Consider the following 20,490-nt stretch of genomic DNA (forward strand, 5'->3'; position numbering starts at 1 on the left):
GCTTTTTATTTTTATTCTTTTATTTGTTTTCTTTTCCGACTAATGTGGATCCTATGGAAGCAAATACTATGAAAAATAGAGCAACCCATTGAATAGAACTGAGATTTTCATGAAGAAAAATTCTTCCAATCAGTGCTCCTATCGCAGGTTCCAAGCTCATTAAAGTTCCAAAAGTTTTTGTTGACATTTTAGTAAGTGCGAACATTTCTATAGTGTACGGAAAAGTTGTAGATAAGAAGGAAACAGCACAAGCAGTTGGTAAAGTTGAAAGATTGAAAAGTTCATGAGTTCCAACTTTTATTAATCCCAAAGGAAAAAAAATAATCGTTGAGATTATTGATCCTACAGATACGGAAATCGATGATCCATATCTCATTCCTGCTATTCTTCCAGAAAGAATATAAGCACTCCAACAAGTTCCAGCTAACAAAGCGTAGATTATTCCTATCAAGTCTATTTCATAGTTATAAAATGGAAAAAGTAAGAAGAGTCCTGTGATTACCATTATGATCCAAAAGAAATCCATTGCTTTTTTAGAGAAAAAAAATGCTACAGAAAGTGGTCCCGTGAATTCTAAGGCTACTGCAATACCAAGAGGTATTCTCTCTAAAGATAGATAGAATAAAGAATTCATTGATCCTAAAGATACTCCATATATGAGAAGATGAATAATCGATCCTTTCTTAAGATTTATTTTCCATGGTTTAAAAAATATGCATAGTATGATCGAAGCAATAGACAATCTTAATGCAGTTACTCCAAATGTTCCAATGGTTGAAAATAGTTTTTTTGCTAAAGATGCTCCAATTTGGATCGATATCATTCCAGAAATTAATGAAATAATACAGATTGTAGAATTCCATTTTTTATCTCTTTTAAAAAACATATAAAGATTCCTGAGATCGCGTAAAAAAATAGATACTATTAGAATGCTTTTCAATATCTATTATAGAATATGAATTTTTGAGTTTGGAGTATGAGTTTTTTTGAAAAGTATAAAATTTGATTTAATTAAATATACGATAGAAAAAAATTCGATCAATTTTTTAATTTGTTATTTTCATAAGTATATATAATCGAATATCTTTTTTAAAGATATCAGTTATTTTATTAATGTTGACTTTTTATTTTTTGTATAAGTTATTTAATCTTTTAAAAAATAAGATCTTTTTTAAAATATGGTAGAAAATTAAATTTTTATTTTGACTTTCTTTCAAAAGAAAGATAAATAAGAGTTGGAGATAATTAATCATATCGTGCAAAGATATGTTTTTAAATAATTAATGACTATCAGAGGTACGAATAAGATGTCTTTTTCAAATGAAAAATCTAGTATGATTCAGAAAAAACTTCAGATGAATGGTGTGAATGTACAATCTGAAATTAATATCGATCAATCTTTAAAACATCTTTCTCAAGAATATGCTAAAATGTTTTCCAAATCAGGTTATAATCATTTTCCAAAAATCGATCTCATGAAAAATGATACACGATCTGATCAAATGATTATGATCAATAATATTCAGTTCATCAGTTTTTGCGAACATCATTTATTAGTGATAGATGGATTTTCCACAGTGGCATATATTCCTAAAAAGTACATCGTTGGATTTTCTAAAATTTCCCAAATAGTTCATTTCTTTTCTAAAAGACCTCAACTTCAGGAGAGACTTACCAGACAGATATTAATTTCTTTGAAGACTATATTGGATATTGAGGATGTTGCCGTATTTGTAAGGGCGGTTCACTACTGTATGAAGTTGAAAACACAAGATGGATCAAGTGATGTCATTACGACTGAATTAAGTGGATCATTTTTATCAAATCATTCGCTTAAAAACAATTTTTTTAGGTCATGTTATAGTTTTAATAAAGGTGGATAAATAAAATTTTCATTTGTATAATCGATTAGAAAATAACATTTTTTTGATCATATCTTAATCTTCTTTCAGAAAAATTTTTCCATTTAGATCAATTCTACTGGCTAGAGATTTGAAATCGTTAATTTTATGATTTAATAAAGGATTGTTCAAACTATTCCAATCATGATGAAAAGAATAATTTAGAAAATTGGAAGATCTTTCCGCTATCTTCGGCAATATCGGAGATAAATATGTCATCAATATTTTGAATAAATTGATTCCAGTCGAACATATTTCATGCATCTTTTTGTTTTCTAATTTGGGATCGATTTTCCAGGGAGAACACATCTCGACGTATTTATTTGCCAGATCTGAAAGAAAACAGATTCGTTTTACTGCAGAGTTGAAGTTCAGAGATATAAATGATTGCTCTATTTTTTTAGATTCCTTAATGAACTTCTGATACAAAAACATATTATCTAGCTTTTTAGATAGGTAGTTACAGAAATATTTCTTTATGAAAGAAGCATTTCTAGAAGCTAAGTTGATTATTTTATTAATTAATTCTTTGTTAATTTTATTTGAAAAATCTGTCAGATTAAAGTTAACGTCTTCAAATTTTGAAGATAATTTAGAAGCAAAGTAATATCTTAAATAATCGGAATCAAAATGTTTTAAATAGGAATTCGCTGAAATAAAATTTCCCTTCGATTTTGACATTTTCTGTCCATCAACAGTAAGATGTCCGTGAACAAAAATATTGTTAGGTTTTCTATACTTTATTCCTTCTAGAATAGAAGGCCAAAATAAGGTATGAAAATAAATAATGTCTTTTCCTATGAAATGAAAAAGAAGATCTTCGGAATTGTTTTTCCAAAATCTTTGAAAACTTATTTTTCTTTTTTTAAAAAGAGTTCGAGAAGATGCTATATATCCTATAGTAGCATCCAACCATACATAAAAATATTTTCTTTTTTCTTCTGGAATTTTAAATCCAAAATATGGATCATCTCTACTAATATCCCAATCTTTTAGACCTTTTGAAATCCATTCTATAGACTTATTTTTAACAGATTGTGAGAAAGGCATACAATTGATCCATTCAAATAATTTTTTTTGAAATTTTGAAAGGATTAAAAAAATATGTTTAGTTTTTTTAATTTTTAAAGGAGATTGAGAAAGAATTGAACGGGGATGAAGCAAATCTGTCGAGTTATACACTACCCCACAAATTTCACAATTATCTCCGTATTGATCAGGAGATAGACAATTAGGACAATTTCCTTTCACGAATCGATCTGGAAGAAAAAACTTTTTTTCAGAATCATATAGTTGAGAAACAATTTTCTTTTTTATATATCCTCTTTTTTTTAAAATCAAATAGATTTTTTGGGTTATATTTTTGTTTTCTAAATCGTTCGTAGAACAATAAATATCATGTGAAATAGAGAATTTTAGTAGATCTTCTTTATGTTCCTTATGCATTTTTTGAATCATTTTGGAAGGATCCATATCTAGATCTATTGCTTTTAGCATAATAGCTGCGCCATGTGAATCATCTGAAGACATGAAAAGGACCTCTTCTCCTTTCATTTTTCTATATCTCACCCAAATATCTGCTTGAATGTGCTCTAAAAGATGTCCCAAATGAATTGGTCCGTTAGAGTATGGAAAAGCACAAGTAACTAAAATGGTTTTTTTTTTCATGAGATCTCAGTTAATGTATGGAAAAATGAATTGATAACTATTTAAATATTATCAATTCTATTCTTGAATTAAAAACTTTTAATGTATTTTATTAATCCATATTAGACTGCTAAAATATAGATTTCTTTAATTAAGTGAAACTTTTTTTTAAAACATGTTTTTGATATTTATTTATCGTAAAAGTAAATACTAAAATTTTCTTTAACTTTTTGTGCTTTATAGTTTTTTATTATTTTTAATGCGATCTATTTCAATATAATTTTAATTCATAATAGTTAGTATATTTTAGAAATTTTATGAAAATTATTTACTTTTTATATTTAAGAATTATATGAATTGATATGTTTCCGTTATTCAGGAGGAATTATGAGATTTTGTGACAAAGATATTATACAACACTTAAAGTCTGGAAAAATTTATATCTCTCCTTCTCCAAAGATAGAAAAGATTAGTGGAGTAACTGTAGACTTTCATTTAGGTAATGAAGTGAGAGTCTTTCAGAAAAATAATTCATCTCCATGCATAGATCTCGGTGAACTTCAACAAAGAAAAGATGGTTCTTACCTAGACGAGATGATCAGTAAGAGAATCCTTTTAGAGGATCATGAAAAAATTTTGTTACGCCCAACAGAACTAATAATAGCTATCACTTTTGAAAGTCTTTCTTTGACGAATGATATTGTAGGATGGATAGATGGAAAATCTTCCTTTGCAAGATTTGGATTAATGGTGCATGTGACTTCTAATCGAATAGATCCTGGTTGGAATGGAAAAATTGTTTTGGAAATAATTAATTTGGGAAAATTTCCTCTATTTCTGAGACCAAAAATGGTTATTTGCGCAATTAGTTTTGAAAAAATTTCTGGATCTTCCTTACGTCCTTATAGTTCTAAGAAGGGAGCTAAATATCGAAATCAATTTCGTCCTTCTATATTTTCTTGTTTGAGTTAAACTTCTTAATCTTTTGGAATAAATGAAGAACGATGATCTATTTTCTTTCAAAGTTTAAAGAAGTTATATCGGATCTCATAGAGTTGTTGTTATGAGGATTTTTTTGATTCTTCTGCTATTGACTTCTATTGGCTCAAAAATCCATCTTTCAATGAGTACTCTTTCTCCTACCGAAGGTACTCTTTGAAGTTTTTCCATCAAAAGTCCAGCTATTGTTTCGTATTCTCTATTCTCATCTAAGGTAATTGGAATATGTAGAATGAGATCTTCTAATGGAATAGATCCGTTTACAAGCCATCTACTATTTTTTAATTTCTGAATGTCGTATCTGGAATCTTTTTCTTCTTGATCTATTGAAAGATTTCCCGAAAACGTTTCTATTATATCTATTAGTGTAATGATTCCTTCTACAGATCCGAACTCGTCGGCAACAAATGCAAAATGTGTTTTAGCTTGTTGAAATTGCTTTATTGCTTGAAATAAAGATAAATTTTCTGGAAAAATAATTGGTTGAGTAATTAATTTGTTTAAATCAAAAGATTTTTTTCTAAGTTGTTGTTCTAATATATCAGAAATATACACGATTCCTATTGGTTCATTGCTGACTGATTTATCAATTACGATCAGATGATTTGGATGGTATTTTTCTATTATTTCGACGATCTCTTCTTTTGATTGATCAATATTTACGTATTTAATGTCATGTCTGGAAGTCATCACGCTGTTCACACTTCTTTGAGAAAATCCTAGCAAACGAACAACCATCTGTTTCTCCTGATGATTAAAAATATTTTTTGTATCGTGAGTTAAATCCAATGTTTCTTTGTCCAGTTCTATTGAATCGTGTTTTCCTTCTAAAATTCTTAGAATGGCTTCTGCAGTTCTCTCTCTGATTGATTTTTTGCTTTTGAGAATTTTTCTTCTATTGAGAATAGCAAAATGATTCAAAATCTCGATCAATATGGAGAAACTAACCGAAAAATAAAGATATCCTTTTGGTATTGAATACCCAAATCCTTCTAAAAATAAACTAAAACCAATCATTAGCAGGAAACTTAAGCATAAAATAACGATTGTTGGATGGTTATGAACGAGTTTAGTTAGTTGTTTACTAGCAATTATCATTAGTAAAGTGGAAATTGTGATTGCTATTATTACAATTTTTATATGATCTATGATTCCGATGGCAGTAATTATGGAGTCTACTGAAAATATAGTATCTAACATAATTATTTGGATGACGGTGTACCAATATTTTGCAGTTTTCCCTTCATCGTATTTTTGGTTCTTTTTCTGTAAATCCTTTCCTTCTAACCTTTCATGTAACTCGATAGTTGATTTGAATATTAAAAACAGTCCACCAAACAAAATTAAAATATCTTTAATGCTGAATAAAAAACCAAATAAAACGATATTTCTTTCTTTTAAAGAAATTAAGTAATTTAAACTAAATAAAAGAGAAATTCTGATTAATAAAGCACTGATTAACCCAATTGTTATGGCTTGATTTCTTTTTTCAGATAACTTTTCAGATAGAATAGTAATAAAAATTAAATTATCCACTCCGAGAATAATCTCAATAATGATTAAATTAAGTAATCCTATCCAGAGAATAGGGTCATATAAATACCAAATAATTTTTTCTATCATAAATCAGATAACTGAAGAAGTCTTAGAAGGTTTTTCATATTCTTAATAATAAAAAAATATATCGAAATACTCGATCGATTTACAAATAGTTTTTCTACCAACATTGATCGATATAGAATAGTTTATTGTTGATAGGAAACGAATTCTAAGCAATCTAAAAATAATTTCAATAAATTCTTTAAAGGAATTTTTTTTAATGTTTAATAATTTTTAAAATTTTGAAAAATGTTAATCATATAAATTTAATTTTTCAAAAATATTAAATATTGATATCGATAATCTTTGTTTGTTTTCAATTTGAATAAGATTTTGTTGAAACTAACTTAATATCGCAATCATATGATTTCTAACTTTTGTTAATCTAATCACTGCATAAAAATTTTCTTTTAATTTCATCTGATTTAAATATGTCTTTCCACGTTTATTGTGTGAATATTATTATTGTAATATACTGTTCTCAAAAATCGTTCAGATTATAATATAAATATGACTTTTCAAGAGATTATTCTTTATTTACAAAAATATTGGATTAAAATGGGTTGTATAATAATACAACCAGTAGATATACAAGTAGGGGCAGCAACCTCTCATCCAATGACTTGTTTAAATGCAATTTCTGATCAGTCAATCGCTATTGCGTATACACAACCTTCTAGAAGACCAACAGACGGAAGATATTCAAAAAGTAAAAATAGACTTCAACATTATTACCAATTTCAAGTTGTTATTAAACCTGCTCCTTTTGACATTCAAGAAATTTATTTACGATCCTTAGATATGCTAGGAATTGATTTAAAAAATAATGATATTAGATTTGTAGAGGATAATTGGGAAAACGAAACTTTAGGAGCCAGCGGAGTCGGATGGGAAATTTGGTTGAATGGCATGGAAATTACTCAATTTACGTATTTTCAGAAAGTTTGTGGAATTCCTTGCGATAAAATTGTGGTTGAATTAACTTATGGGTTAGAAAGAATTTCTATGCATATTCAGAATGTAGAAAATGTTTTCGATTTGGTTTGGGCAAACAGTAAATTTGGAAAAGTTAAATATGGAGATATATTTTATCGAAATGAAATAGAACAATCTGAGTATAATTTTCAACATTCTGATATTAATTTCTTACTAGAAAGCTTTAAAAATCATCAAAAACAGTCCATAAGTTTATTAGATCAAGATAAAGGATTGCCTATTCCTTCTTATGAACATTTACTAAAATCTATACATTATTTTAATATTTTGGATGCGAGAAATGTTTTCTCTGTTAATGAAAGACAAATGTATATATCAAAAATATATAATTTAATTAAAAAAATCGCTAAAATTTATTTAAATTCGAAAAAATAGATATGCATGATAAAAAAATTCTTTTCAAGAAAACTTTATTAATTGAAATAGGAACAGAAGATCTTCCATATAGAATCTTATGGTTAATATTGAAAAAGTTCTCTAATAACTTTCTAGATCAATTAAAAAAAAATCGTTTTGATTCCGATAAAATATATAGTTATGTTTCTTTAAGGAGATTAGCCGTCAAAATAATCGGGTTTTCTAGTTCAATCGAACATTGCAAACCAGAAAAGAGATTGATAAAAACACGTGATTTTCCTCAAAACAATTTTTCAAAATGTTATAAAAAAAAATGTTTTGAAGAAAATTATGATTGTTTAGATGAAATTTCATTTCATCGAAAAACCTTATATTCAAAAATAATTCGAATGGTCATATTTTCCTTAAGGAATCTTTCTTCTTTTGGATTTATGAAATGGGGAGATGGTAACGTAAAAAATCAATTTATTCGACCAGTTCATAGCGTAGTAATTCTTTTAGACAAATTTTTAGTAAATGATGGAAATCGTATTTTTGGAATAAATATTAGTAGAAAGACTCTTAAAAATAGATCATATTTTTCAGAAGAAAAATATATTCTTTTAGATTCAGCCGATCAATATCCTTATTCTTTACAAAAATTTGGTCATGTTATTCCAGATTATAAAGTAAGAAAATCCATTATTCGAAAAAAAATCAACATATTAGCTAAAAGTTCTAATGGAACAGTTAAATTAGATTATGGAATATTAGACCAAATGACTTCAATGGTAGAATGGCCGAATCTGTTAAAAGCAAGTTTTAAAAAAAGATTTTTATCTTTTCCAAAAGATATAATTGTTCATATTATACAGACTGTTCATAAGTACATTCCAATATATGATAAAAAAGGCCAATTAACTTCAGAATTCATATTTGTTTACGACGCTCCTTTTTTGAGAAGAAAAAATAAAGTTATTCATGATAATCAAAAAGTTATTAATTCTCGTCTAGAAGATATTCTTTTTTTCTTTCAAAAAGATAGAATTTATAGTTTGTTTGATTTTTTATCTATGACAAAAAGGATTTTGTTTTATAAAAAATTAGGAAATATGTATGAAAAAACTAAGAGAATAATCATCTTATCAAAGTATATATCTGAAAAGATAGGAATTACTCAAAAAAAATTAGTTTTTCGTGCGAGTTTGTTGTCCAAATGTGATTTAGCAACCTCTATGGTCAATTGTTTTTCAGATACTCAAGGGATTGTTGGGATGTGCTACGCCAAATTAGATATGGAGAACGATGAAGTTTCAATTGCTATTAGAGAGCAATATTATCCAAGATATTCAAGAGATCGTCTTCCAATTTCAAAAATTGGAGATATTCTTTCTATTTCAGATAAGATAGATTCCTTAGTTGCTATGTTTGGAATTGGGATAGAATATCAAGGAAAAAAAGATCCGCTATTTTTACGAAGAATGTCTATTGGAATATTAAGAATTATGATTGAAAAAAAGTATGATTTCAATTTATTGGAAATAATAGAAAAATCTTCAAAAATATATAGTTCTTTTCTTTTTAGAAAAAGAGATTTTTTGAAAAATATAGATAATTTTTTGATGAGAAGATTGAAATATTGGTATTTCCAGAACGGATGTCCGATGAACCTAATTAATTCAATTCAATTAAGTTCTATAAAGGATTTGCAGGACTTTAATTTAAAAATTAAAGCAATTTTATTATTTCAGTCAAACGAAAAGTTACAAAATCTTTTTCGAATTAATAAAAGAATTTCGAAAATTGTTAATAAAAATACGAATCAAGTCCATGATGATATCGATCATCAATTACTTCAGTCAACTCAAGAAATAGAATTATTTCAAACTTTTCTTTCAGTAAAGCGCGAAGTATATAGTTTATTTTCTCGAAAAATGTATTTCGAATGTATGCTCAAAATGCATGATTTGGTGATTCCAGTAGATCATTTTTTTAAACATACTATAATTATGGATAAAAACCATAATATTCGACAAAATCGAATCAATATTTTGAAAAGTGTTCAGAGTTTATTGTCAAAAATCATTGATTTTTCTTGTCTCAAGAAATAGTCGAATCTTTCTTTTTATATTTATTTTTTTATGAAAAAAAATTAATTAAATTAGAAGCAAGAATCAGAAAAAAAGACCATATCGAAGAAGAGAATAGATAAAAAAAGAAGTATTTATGTATTCTTTTAACATTCATCATTCCAGATACCAACGGTACTAAATATCTGAAAACTGCTAGGAATCGAGATAAAAATATTATCAGGAAAGACTTTCCTTGATCTCTTAGTACATATTTTATTTTTTTTATTTTTCTATCGTATTTTTCAAATATAAAACCCATTTTTTTTTGGTTTGAAGTTCTTATCATATAACCGATAAAATGACAAATGATGGATCCAAAAAAAGATCCAATTGTTATTGTAATCCAAGTAGTAATGTCATTTAAATATTTATCAGAAATGATTATTAAAGTAAGTAAAGTAATATAAGCTGGTGGTAAAAATGTAGAAACTATAACTACAGATTTTCCAAGAGATATCACAAAAATAAAATAAATTATCCAGTCTGGATTGGATTGAACTTTTAATAATATATGATCTACCATGTTTTTATTGATCTTGTCTTTTAAACAGGATCATCGTTGGCCCTTGCTGGATTCGAACCAGCGACCAAACGATTATGAGTCGTCTGCTCTAACCTATCTGAGCTAAAGGGCCGATATCATTGTTCATCTAAAAAACTTCTTAGTAGTTCTGAACGGCTAGGATGTCTTAATTTTCTTAGAGCTTTTGCTTCTATTTGTCTAATTCTTTCTCTAGTGACATCAAACTGCTTTCCTACTTCTTCTAAAGTGTGATCTGTATGCATATCAATTCCAAATCTCATACGTAATACTTTGGCTTCTCTTGTAGTAAGTCCTGAAAGAACTTCGTTGGTTGCAGATCTTAAACTTTCTGAAGTAGCAGATTCTAATGGTAATTCTAATGTTGTATCTTCTATGAAATCTCCCAAATGACTGTCTTCGTCGTCTCCTATTGGGGTTTCCATTGAGATAGGTTCTCTTGCTATTTTAAGGACTTTTCTAATTTTTTCTTCAGGAATAAGCATTCTTTCTGAAAGCTCTTCTGGAGATGGCTCTCTTCCTGTTTCTTGAAGTATTTGCCGAGATATATGATTTAGTTTGTTGATCGTTTCAATCATATGAACTGGAATACGAATTGTTCTAGCTTGATCAGCTATAGATCTAGTGATAGCTTGTCTAATCCACCATGTCGCATAAGTAGAAAATTTATATCCTCTTCTGTACTCAAATTTATCTACGGCTTTCATTAATCCTATGTTTCCTTCTTGAATAAGATCTAAAAACTGTAATCCACGATTAGTATATTTTTTAGCTATTGAAATTACCAATCTTAAATTTGCCTCTACCATTTCTTTTTTAGCTCTTCTTGCTATTGTTTCTCCAATGGATATTTTTCTACCAATTTCTTTAATTTTACTAATGCTTATTCCGGTATCTTTTTCGATTTCGTTTAACTCATTGAGAGCTTGAACAATTGTCGAATCTAATTTGAATTTTTTTTCATCTTTTTTATTATATCGATTGGATACGATTAATTCTTTTAGATCGTACTCTTTCGGATTTTCAGAAAAAAGATTTAAAAAATACTTTTTTGGAATTTTATATTCTTTAAACGAAATATTTATGATTAGTTTCTCTTGAATTTTAATCTTTTCTATGGTTTTTCTTATATCTGATATAAGAAAATCGAGTTGTTTTGGAACTAATCGAAATTGTTTAAATATTTCACATAGATCTTGAATATCCAAAATGGATTGAGAAGATTTTATTCCATTCTCTTTAAGAGAATGAGTGACTTTTTCATACTGATTTTGAAGTTCCAAAAATTTTTTTCTGGCAATTTTTGGATCAATATGGTTCCATTCATCTTCTACGTTAGTTCTTGTCGAATTTTGACTCTTAGATATATCTTTTTTTTCATAGTTGTTTGATAAAATCTCATCTAAAACGGAATTTATTCGATTTAATTTCATAGAAGAAAAATTTTTATCAACATTTTTCGAACTCGAAAAAGTATCTTCTGAAGATAAGCCGGTAATGATATCAGATAACTTCATTTCTCCAGATTCGAATAGAAAATATTGTTTCAAAATGTAACTAATAGATTTCGGATATTCTGATATGGAACGTTGAATTTGATTAATACCATCTTCTATTCTTTTAGCAATGTCAATTTCGCCTTCTCTAGTAAGAAGTTCTATCGTACCCATTTCTCTCATATACATCCTGATTGGATCAGTTGTTCTTCCGATTTCTTGTTCTACACTAGACAAAACTTGAGTAGCAGCTTCGACAGTTTCTTCGTCTGTACTACTCGTAGGATCTGTTAGTATGAGCTCATCTTCATCCGGAACTTCTTCTGTAACACGAATTCCCATGTCGATTATTGTTTGAATAATATCTTCTATTTGATCTGAATCAACTATATCTTCCGGAAGATTATCGTTCACTTCAGAATAAGTCAGATATCCTTTTTCTTTTCCTTTATTAACTAGTACTTTTAATTGAGATTTCGGGTTGCGATCCATAATAAATCCTTATACTTTGTATCTATCGATGATTAAAATTAAAAAATAATTAGAAATATTTAAATTATAAAATAATTTGAAGTTTTCATTATTGTCTACAAAATTCATTTTCGAGAAGTTATTCGAAGAACTTCTTCTTTTTCTTTGATATTCAATCCTATTTTTCTTTCTTTTGAGATCAAAAAATTGAACCTTTCGTTTACAGCTATGGAAGTTAAATGGAACATTGCATCTTGAAAAATTCTTCTTTCGATTTTCTTTTCTAAAAAAAAGTTATGATTTTCCGAATCTTCTTTGAGTTTTCTAAAAAGAACATCATTATTAAAACGTTTTTCTAATTGATTGGAATCAATTTCAGGATAATTTCTACAGATATTGAAAATCTTCAAAAACAGCTTAATTCCAAATAGTTTTATATTTTCATATTTAGAAATATTAAAATTTGGAAAATACCTCACAAAATTAGGATTTTTGATTAATAACTTAATCAAAATAGATATTGTTCGAGATTGATTACCTAGTTTCTTTATTTTAGGAGATTTCTTTTGAATAGTACTTTTTAAAGGTTTTTTTATGCTTCTGTCCTGTATAGAAACCCCTATGATATGGCTAAGCTCATTAAACATACATTTCTTAAAAACGTATCCAGGTATCTTATAAATTATTGGAGAAACTAGAGTGCTAAATCTTGCTTTTCCTTCGTTGTTGCTTAAATCTATTTTTTTTTTAAATCTATTAAACAAAAAGTAGGAAAGAAGGTGAGATTTTTCTATTCTTTTTTCAAATTTTTCTTTTCCTTCTTCACGAATAATTTTATCTGGATCATATCCATTCGGCAAAAACATAAATCTTGCTTGACGATCATCCTCCATGTATGAAATGATTATCTTCAATGTTCTCCATGCTGCAGAATATCCCGCCTGATCTCCATCAAAACAGAATACCACGGAGTTTGTAAACTTAAAAATAGTTTTTACATGATTTTCTGTTAAAGATGTTCCAAGAATTGCTACTGCATAGTTAATCTGAAATTGTTTTAATGATATCACGTCCATATAACCTTCTACTACCAGAAGCTTTGAAGGATGGTTTTGTTCCTTAATTACTTCATACATTCCATATAGGATTTTTCCTTTTTTAAAAATAACGCTTTCTGGGGAATTAATGTACTTTGGTTGAATATGATCATTTAAAATTGTTCTTCCTCCAAAGGCTACTATCATTCCTCTTCGGTTTCTAATTGGAAAAGTTATTCTGTTATGAAATTTATTTAAAATTCTTCCTTTTTCATTAATTTTTATGATTCCGATCTCTTTAAGATGATGTGAATAATTTTTCATCTGAATTATTTTTTTTTTTATTTTATCATCAAAAATGGATCCAAATCCTATAGAAAAATGTTGTATTGTATTTTGGTCTAAACCTCTTCTTTGCAAGTACCTTTTTGCTGAATAAGAAAAGCTGTATTTCCAGGAATCTATGAAAGTTTTGTTTATCTCATGCAATATTCCGTAAAAGATGCGTTTAAAATTCTCTCTTTTTGAAAAATTATTTAGTTCTTCATAGACTATTTCCAGACCGTTCATCTCAGAAAGTTCTTTGATAGCTTCAACGAAACCGACTCCTTTATAATTCATCAAAAAATCGATTGAGTTTCCATGAGAACTGCAACCAAAGCAATAATAGAATCTTTTTTCTTTATTCACAGTGAAAGAAGGGGTCTTCTCTTTATGAAATGGACACAAAGCCACATAGTTTTTCCCTTTTTCTTGAAGATTTATATCATTTTGAATTAATTCCACGATATCTGTAATCTCAATTAGCTCTTTAACAAATTCGTTTGATATTTTTTTATTTTTGAGCATATCATCGTGCTTTCATATTCTTAAAAAATTTTTTCATCTTTTCTTCTTTAACAGATTCGGATTTAGAAATGTCCGAAATCTTCTTGAATTTTCTCTAGCTATTTTTTTTGCATGTCTTTTAATGGAAGAAGCCTTTTCTCTTTTTCTAACTGTTGTCGGTTTTTCATAAAATTCTCTTCTCCTGACTTCTGCAAGAACCCCAGCTTTTTCGCAAGAACGTTTGAATCTTCGAAAAGCTAAGTCAAACGGCTCATTTTCTTTAACTTTTATTATAGGCATAAGGTCAATTATCTCTTGAATTTAAATACTGTGTAGAATATTATAAAAGATTATCTGTTTAAAATTACAAAATATTTATTCTACTCGAATATAAAAAAATATGCAAAAAACAGGATTTTTTTGAAGAAATTTTCTTGATTTTTTAGTGTTTTTAAAAATACTTGATCTAAAATTTTTCAAATAGTAAAAGAGATATTATATGATGGTTCTTGGAATAGAAACTTCTTGTGATGACACTGGAGTAGCTATTTATGATGATGAATTGGGACTTTTGTTCAATAAAGTTGAAAGTCAACACGAGTTACATAGTCGATATGGTGGGGTATTACCAGAATTAGCTTCCAGAGCGCATTCAATTAAATTACCTAAACTAATCAAATTAGCAATTTCCCAGAAAAACCTTCTGACGAATAATAAAGTTGATGCAATTGCTTATACTGCTGGTCCTGGGTTGGTAGGTTCTTTACTAGTTGGTTCAATTTTTGGAAAGTCCTTAGCTTTTTCTTTGAAGATTCCTGTAATTCCCGTTCATCACATAGAAGGTCATATTTTTTCTGTTATGCTATGTCAAAAAGAAATTCCAGATTTTCCATTTTTGGTTCTTTTGATTTCAGGGGGAAATACTCAGATTATATCTGTTCAATCTGTCGGAAAATATCGATTGTTAGGAAGGTCTAGAGATGATTCAGTAGGAGAAGTTTTTGATAAAGTTGCCAGACATTTAGGATTAAAGTATCCAGGTGGATATTTGATATCCTCAATTGCTAATAAAGGTAATCCAGGAAAGTTTCGATTTCCAAGACCTATGATTCATTCAGATGATCTAGATCTTAGTTTTTCTGGCTTAAAAACTAGTGTTTTAAATGTTATTCAAGAAAGAAAATTAGATTTTCAAACAATATGTGATATAGCGTATGAATTTGAGAAATCTGTAGTAGATACATTGATAGAAAAATGCAGAGCTGCTTTGAATCGTGAGAAAGTTGATAATCTAGTTGTAGTAGGAGGAGTAGGTTCGAATTTTTCTATTAGATCCAAAATAAAATCATTTTTTGGAAATGTTGGAAAAAAAGTTTTTTTTCCTAAATATGAATTTTGTACTGATAATGGAGCAATGATAGCGTATGCTGGAACATTACGATTAAAATATCAAATAAGTAGTTCTCCTACGTTTTTAAAAAAAGTTATCGATCCGAAATTATCCATATCGAAATATTCAGAAGAGATATGAAAGAGTTGAAAAAAATAAATATCTTAAAATTTTTTTGATAAAAAAGGATTCATTATGAAAGTTTTAATCATTGATCAACTATCAATTTTTACCAGAATTGGAGTTTACGATTGGGAAAAACAAATAAAACAGAAATTATTAATTAGTATAAAAATTTCTCGAAAAAAATATGATATTGAGAATGAAAAATTCGAAAACTATCTAGATTATTCTAAGATAAGCGAAACTATCGTGAATTATCTTGAAAGAAATTCTTTTTCTTTGATAGAAGAAGTTGCTGACAAAATATCTAGAATTCTGTTCAATCAGTTCTTTTGCAATTGGGTAAAAGTTACGGTATTTAAACCTAACGCTATAGCGAGAGCGAAAACGGTCGGTGTATGTTTAGAAAGAAAAATAGATATATAATTTATCTTAAATGATTTTTTCTTATTTTTTTTAAGTTCATCACTTTTTCTATTATTTTTAATCTGTTCTTTAGGATTGTCCCGCGTATTTCTTTATTTTTCATTTTTTGAAAGTCAATTTTTAAAGAGCTTTTCGATACTTTCTTAAATATTTTCATTAATAATTCTCCTTGTGGGTAATAACATCCTAGTTCCAGCCTATTTTTAACAATGTAATGAGCTTTACATACCGTGATGAGTTGATCTATATTTTTCGGTTTTCTCCAAACATCCATTTGATCAAATATTTTGATAACCTCTTTGCTGCAAGAATTTTGGATATTTTGAACATTTTGATGAACTTTAGCAATGGCAACGGATAATTTTTTAGTTTTAGTTGGAACACACATTCTATCGCAAAAACTACGAACCATTTGAACAGCTGAGTTAATCTTTTTTTCTTTGGAATTACTCATATGATTATCGTAAAAAAAAACAGTAAAATTACTACATAAAGCTGCGAATCTTACTTCAATACTTTTTGTTAACAAAGCTGATTTTTTAATAACAAGAAAGATATATTCTTTTTGATCAATAAAAGAAGTAAGTGAAGACTTTTTTTTGAAAGATTTTGTTAAAATAATTTGAATTTCTGGAAAAAGTACAGATAGAGCTCCACATTGAAAAAGCATTTTAAAATATAAATCTGGAGATGAAGTAGATAAAGCTTTTTTAGTTTCTATCCAAACTCTCTCTTTGCTGACTGTTTTGAGGTCTTCTTGTTGAACCATCTCTTCGATTATTTTCCAGGTTTTATGATAAATGGTGAAATAATATTCAGATAGTTTTGCGTAAAATCTGGCTGTCCTTAGCACTCTAATCGGATCTTCCGAAAAAGCATTAGAAACATGTCTTATGATTCTCTTTTGAATGTCTTTGATTCCAAAAAAAGGGTCTATGATTTTGTTTTTTGTTGTTTTAGCAATTGCATTGATGGTTAGATCTCTTCTATATAAATCTTCTTCAATAGTTACAGAAGGAGAACTGAAACATTGAAAACCAGTGTGACCGGATCCTATTTTTCGATCAATTCTTGCTAATGAATACTCCTCTTTAGTAACTGGATGTAAAAATACAGGAAAGTCTCTGCCGACCTGTTGAAATCCCAGTCGAATCATTTCTTGAGGGCTGCTTCCAACGACCAACCAATCTCTATCTGAAATGGGCATCCCTAATATTTGATCTCTGACAGCTCCTCCTACTAAATAAATTTTCATATCGTCGTTATATGTTAAAATCGTATCTTCTGATTTGATCAGTATAATTTTTTCGTTAATCTATGACCAGATTTTTTAAAAAAAGCGTTTACAAATTCTTATATCGTATATTGTTCGAAATAGATATTTAATTTCTTAGTTTTTTTATCTTATTGATACGAGATGAATTGGATTAATTAATGAGAATTTTATAAATTCATCATTTAACGCCTAGTAACAAGAAACGATTTATGTGAAGTATAAAAATCTCAAAACTCTTTAGAGATCTCGAAATTTACCAATAAAGATAATAATAGCTATTGATGTTTTTTAAAAAATTGATAATCTTTTTTAAATAGGTTTGTCTTTCAATTAAAAGAACGTTTTTCTGAAAAGTTCGATACTTCATGAAAAAATTATGTATTCCAATATTTTAGAACAACCTTTCATGTATATTTCTCACTGGATGTTGAGGATTAGTATTTTAATTTATGTGATATATCTTACGGAGAATAAATGAAATTTTCTATTCCCAATTTTGAAAAAAACAGAATTTTAGTGATCGGAGATATTATTTTAGATAATTATTGGTATGGAATAACTGAAAAAATTTCAAAAGAAGCTCCAATTCCTACAGTTAATATAAAGAGTAGATTGTCTAAATTAGGAGGAGCTGCCAACGTTGCAGTCAATGCATCCAGATTAGGAGCAAGAGTTTTTTTGATCGGTTTGGTTGGAAACGATGAATCATCTGAAATTGTTAGAAGTGAATTAGTCAGGTTAAAAATTCTCTTCGATCTTATCGTTCTTCCAAATTATTTAACAGTAACCAAATTTAGAATTTTTTCCAAAAATCAACAAATCGCTCGAATGGATTTTGAAGAAAAAATAAAAGAAAAATGTTCTGAATATGTTTCGTATATCTTAGAAAAGGTAAAAAAAAGAATTTCTTTCGCGCAAGTCATTGTATTATCTGATTATGGAAAAGGAGCTTTATATGAAACTTCTAAAATAATTGATCTCGCTAGGAATTATAAAATACCAGTTTTAGTTGATCCTTATGGAAAAAATTTTGAGAAATATAAAGAATCTACCATGCTTACACCTAATTTGGATGAGTTTGAATTGGTTGTTGGAAAATGTTCAAACAATTCTGAAATGGAGAAAAAGGGTTTTGAGATGATTCGTAGTTTATCTTTGGAAAGCATATTGATCACACTTTCTGAAAAAGGAATTTTGTTATTGTCTAACAAAGAACATAAATTATATTTACCGTCTTTTGTAAGAAATGTAAAGAATGTTACTGGAGCTGGAGATACCATGATTGCTACTTTGGCGGTAGCTTTCTCTTCTTCTGAACTAAGTTTAGATCAATCTTGTTTTTTATCCAATATTGCTGCTTCTATCGTTGTAGAAAAAGAAAATACTTCTGATGTTTCAATAGAAGAATTGAAAAGAAGATTCTATGAAAGAAGCTGTAGATTTTTTGGTATTCTTCGGGAAGATCAAATAAAAAATACTGTAAATATTTGTAAGTTCTTAAAAGAAAAAATTGTAATGGTGGTCGGATACTTGGACGAGATTCATCTTACTTATGTTCGATATCTTAACAGAGCTCGTAACTTTGGGGATCGACTGATCGTTGCGATCAACATTGATACATCTATCGAGAGATTAAAATTGAAGAATACTTTCTATTCCACGGAAAATACAATGGAAATTTTATTACAGTTGAAATCAGTAGATTGGATTATTCCATTTAAAGAAAAAAGTCCAGAAAATATTGTTAGGAAAATTAAACCAGATGTTTTTATATCGACAAAAATATGTTCGTCTTGGATCGAAAATATATTTCGTTATGTAGGAGAAGTGAAAATTCTCAATTTTAAAGACAATCGGTTTTATGATGAGAATGTAAAAATAGTATGAAAAAAGATGGTTTTTGATTTTTGTAATATAAAAACTTTTAAAAAAAATTGTCCTTTTTATTCTCATATTTATATAATAAGGAATATCTGTTTTCTTTATGAATTTTGTTTGTTTTTTTTGTTGCGATTCCACGAAAGATGAAGTAATCAAAATTTAGGAGTAATTATAAATGGCTAGTAGAGGTATAAATAAGGTAATATTAATTGGTTATTTAGGTCAGGATCCAGAGATTCGATATATGCCTAACGGAAACGCTGTAGCGAATTTGTCTCTAGCTACTTCTGAAAATTGGAAAGATAAGCAAACCGGAGAAATGAGAGAAAGAACAGAATGGCATAGAGTTGTCATATTTGGCAAACTAGCAGAGGTATCTGGAGAACATTTAAGAAAAGGATCTCAGGTTTATATCGAAGGTTCTTTGCAAACTAGAAAATGGCAGGATCAAAACGGGCAAGATCGATACAATACCGAAGTTATTGTGAATATCGGCGGTACGATGAGAATGTTGGGTACTAAAAATCATCAAGATCTTTCTCAAAGAGATAAACCATCGATTTGGGAGAAACAAAAGACTTCTGAAAAGATCGTCGATTCAAGTTCAAATGAAGAAGGCAAGGAAGAATCGATAGAATTTGATGACGATATTCCCTTTTAGTTCATTTGATCAAATTAATTTCGAGTTTCTTACGGAATTTTTTAAAAAAATATTTGATTGACTATAATATTTTAACCATTATATAATTAGGAATTTAAAATAATCCTCCATAGTTCAGATGGTAGAACGGCGGACTGTTAATCCGTATGCACTGGTTCGAATCCAGTTGGAGGAGTTTTATTTTTTTAGATAGAATTAAAAAATTCCGTAAGAAACTCGAAATTAATTTGATCAAATGAACTAAAAGGGAATATCGTCATCAAATTCTATCGATTCTTCCTTGCCTTCTTCATTTGAACTTGAATCGACGATCTTTTCAGAAGTCTTTTGTTTCTCCCAAATCGATGGTTTATCTCTTTGAGAAAGATCTTGATGATTTTTAGTACCCAACATTCTCATCGTACCGCCGATATTCACAATAACTTCGGTATTGTATCGATCTTGCCCGTTTTGATCCTGCCATTTTCTAGTTTGCAAAGAACCTTCGATATAAACCTGAGATCCTTTTCTTAAATGTTCTCCAGATACCTCTGCTAGTTTGCCAAATATGACAACTCTATGCCATTCTGTTCTTTCTCTCATTTCTCCGGTTTGCTTATCTTTCCAATTTTCAGAAGTAGCTAGAGACAAATTCGCTACAGCGTTTCCGTTAGGCATATATCGAATCTCTGGATCCTGACCTAAATAACCAATTAATATTACCTTATTTATACCTCTACTAGCCATTTATAATTACTCCTAAATTTTGAT

At 28.3% G+C, this 20,490-nt stretch carries 17 protein-coding genes and 2 tRNA genes; 9 read left to right on the plus strand and 10 right to left on the minus strand.

The annotated features are described in order from the left end of the window. Positions 1 to 19 precede the first annotated feature (19 nt). Positions 20 to 886: an EamA family transporter gene (locus AOE55_RS02560; protein ID WP_013087564.1), complete on the minus strand. Its 867-nt coding sequence runs from the start codon at positions 884 to 886 to the stop codon at positions 20 to 22. 397 nt (positions 887 to 1,283) lie between these two features. On the opposite strand from AOE55_RS02560, the gene AOE55_RS02565 reads away from it, so the two are divergent. Beyond that, entirely contained in the window at positions 1,284 to 1,883 is a 600-nt protein-coding gene (locus tag AOE55_RS02565; RefSeq protein ID WP_080611799.1) for a GTP cyclohydrolase I, read from the plus strand. Positions 1,884 to 1,937: 54 nt separating this feature from the next. On the opposite strand, the gene metG is transcribed toward AOE55_RS02565, so the two are convergent. Next, a complete protein-coding gene (gene metG / locus AOE55_RS02570) occupies positions 1,938 to 3,569 on the minus strand; it encodes a methionine--tRNA ligase (protein ID WP_013087805.1) in 1,632 nt (543 codons plus the stop codon). A gap of 366 nt (positions 3,570 to 3,935) precedes the next feature. Between metG and dcd the strand changes: the two genes are divergently transcribed. After that, the gene (gene dcd / locus AOE55_RS02575) at positions 3,936 to 4,520 is read left to right on the plus strand and encodes a dCTP deaminase (RefSeq protein WP_041855192.1); all 585 of its coding nucleotides are present in this window, start codon (positions 3,936 to 3,938) and stop codon (positions 4,518 to 4,520) included. A gap of 75 nt (positions 4,521 to 4,595) precedes the next feature. On the opposite strand, the gene AOE55_RS02580 is transcribed toward dcd, so the two are convergent. Continuing rightward, entirely contained in the window at positions 4,596 to 6,170 is a 1,575-nt protein-coding gene (locus AOE55_RS02580; protein WP_013087606.1) for a TerC family protein, read from the minus strand. A 486-nt stretch (positions 6,171 to 6,656) separates the two neighbouring features. Here AOE55_RS02580 and AOE55_RS02585 point away from each other — a divergent pair, with 486 nt between their 5' ends. Continuing rightward, on the plus strand, positions 6,657 to 7,517 hold the full coding sequence (locus AOE55_RS02585; protein WP_013087572.1) for a glycine--tRNA ligase subunit alpha: 861 nt from the start codon (positions 6,657 to 6,659) through the stop codon (positions 7,515 to 7,517). 2 nt (positions 7,518 to 7,519) lie between these two features. After that, complete coding sequence (gene glyS / locus AOE55_RS02590; RefSeq protein WP_080611802.1) at positions 7,520 to 9,589, plus strand: glycine--tRNA ligase subunit beta; 2,070 nt, start codon at positions 7,520 to 7,522, stop codon at positions 9,587 to 9,589. 28 nt (positions 9,590 to 9,617) lie between these two features. Here the strand turns inward: glyS and AOE55_RS02595 are convergent, their stop codons facing one another. The 5 genes from AOE55_RS02595 to rpsU all read right to left on the minus strand — a co-directional run bounded on the left by AOE55_RS02595 (position 9,618) and on the right by rpsU (position 14,283). Continuing rightward, a complete protein-coding gene (locus AOE55_RS02595; RefSeq protein ID WP_013087420.1) occupies positions 9,618 to 10,133 on the minus strand; it encodes a DedA family protein in 516 nt (171 codons plus the stop codon). A 37-nt stretch (positions 10,134 to 10,170) separates the two neighbouring features. Beyond that, positions 10,171 to 10,245: transfer RNA gene (locus AOE55_RS02600), tRNA-Ile, on the minus strand. Positions 10,246 to 10,249: 4 nt separating this feature from the next. Then, positions 10,250 to 12,139, minus strand: a complete 1,890-nt coding sequence (gene rpoD, locus AOE55_RS02605; protein WP_013087710.1) for an RNA polymerase sigma factor RpoD — start codon at positions 12,137 to 12,139, stop codon at positions 10,250 to 10,252. Between the two features lie 104 nt (positions 12,140 to 12,243). After that, the gene (dnaG, locus tag AOE55_RS02610) at positions 12,244 to 14,004 is read right to left on the minus strand and encodes a DNA primase (RefSeq protein WP_013087601.1); all 1,761 of its coding nucleotides are present in this window, start codon (positions 14,002 to 14,004) and stop codon (positions 12,244 to 12,246) included. Between the two features lie 33 nt (positions 14,005 to 14,037). Further along, the gene (gene rpsU / locus AOE55_RS02615) at positions 14,038 to 14,283 is read right to left on the minus strand and encodes a 30S ribosomal protein S21 (RefSeq protein WP_013087413.1); all 246 of its coding nucleotides are present in this window, start codon (positions 14,281 to 14,283) and stop codon (positions 14,038 to 14,040) included. Positions 14,284 to 14,482: 199 nt separating this feature from the next. Here rpsU and tsaD point away from each other — a divergent pair, with 199 nt between their 5' ends. Next, positions 14,483 to 15,514 carry a tRNA (adenosine(37)-N6)-threonylcarbamoyltransferase complex transferase subunit TsaD gene (gene tsaD / locus AOE55_RS02620; protein WP_013087484.1) on the plus strand — a complete coding sequence of 344 codons (1,032 nt, stop codon included), beginning with the start codon at positions 14,483 to 14,485 and terminating at the stop codon, positions 15,512 to 15,514. Between the two features lie 54 nt (positions 15,515 to 15,568). Beyond that, positions 15,569 to 15,922, plus strand: a complete 354-nt coding sequence (locus AOE55_RS02625) for a dihydroneopterin aldolase (protein ID WP_013087464.1) — start codon at positions 15,569 to 15,571, stop codon at positions 15,920 to 15,922. A 1-nt stretch (position 15,923) separates the two neighbouring features. Here the strand turns inward: AOE55_RS02625 and AOE55_RS02630 are convergent, their stop codons facing one another. Then, positions 15,924 to 17,177, minus strand: a complete 1,254-nt coding sequence (locus tag AOE55_RS02630; RefSeq protein ID WP_013087431.1) for a tRNA nucleotidyltransferase/poly(A) polymerase-related protein — start codon at positions 17,175 to 17,177, stop codon at positions 15,924 to 15,926. 495 nt (positions 17,178 to 17,672) lie between these two features. On the opposite strand from AOE55_RS02630, the gene AOE55_RS02635 reads away from it, so the two are divergent. The 3 genes from AOE55_RS02635 to AOE55_RS02645 all read left to right on the plus strand — a co-directional run bounded on the left by AOE55_RS02635 (position 17,673) and on the right by AOE55_RS02645 (position 19,915). Next, positions 17,673 to 19,085, plus strand: coding sequence for a PfkB family carbohydrate kinase (locus tag AOE55_RS02635; protein ID WP_013087404.1), 1,413 nt, complete (start codon positions 17,673 to 17,675; stop codon positions 19,083 to 19,085). 169 nt (positions 19,086 to 19,254) lie between these two features. Next, the gene (gene ssb / locus AOE55_RS02640) at positions 19,255 to 19,740 is read left to right on the plus strand and encodes a single-stranded DNA-binding protein (RefSeq protein WP_013087478.1); all 486 of its coding nucleotides are present in this window, start codon (positions 19,255 to 19,257) and stop codon (positions 19,738 to 19,740) included. A 103-nt stretch (positions 19,741 to 19,843) separates the two neighbouring features. After that, positions 19,844 to 19,915: transfer RNA gene (locus AOE55_RS02645), tRNA-Asn, on the plus strand. A 65-nt stretch (positions 19,916 to 19,980) separates the two neighbouring features. Here the strand turns inward: AOE55_RS02645 and ssb (AOE55_RS02650) are convergent. Beyond that, positions 19,981 to 20,466, minus strand: coding sequence for a single-stranded DNA-binding protein (ssb, locus tag AOE55_RS02650; protein WP_013087478.1), 486 nt, complete (start codon positions 20,464 to 20,466; stop codon positions 19,981 to 19,983). Positions 20,467 to 20,490 lie beyond the last annotated feature (24 nt).

The sequence above is a fragment of the Candidatus Riesia pediculicola genome (assembly GCF_002073915.1).
GTDB classification, from domain to species: domain Bacteria; phylum Pseudomonadota; class Gammaproteobacteria; order Enterobacterales; family Enterobacteriaceae; genus Riesia; species Riesia pediculicola.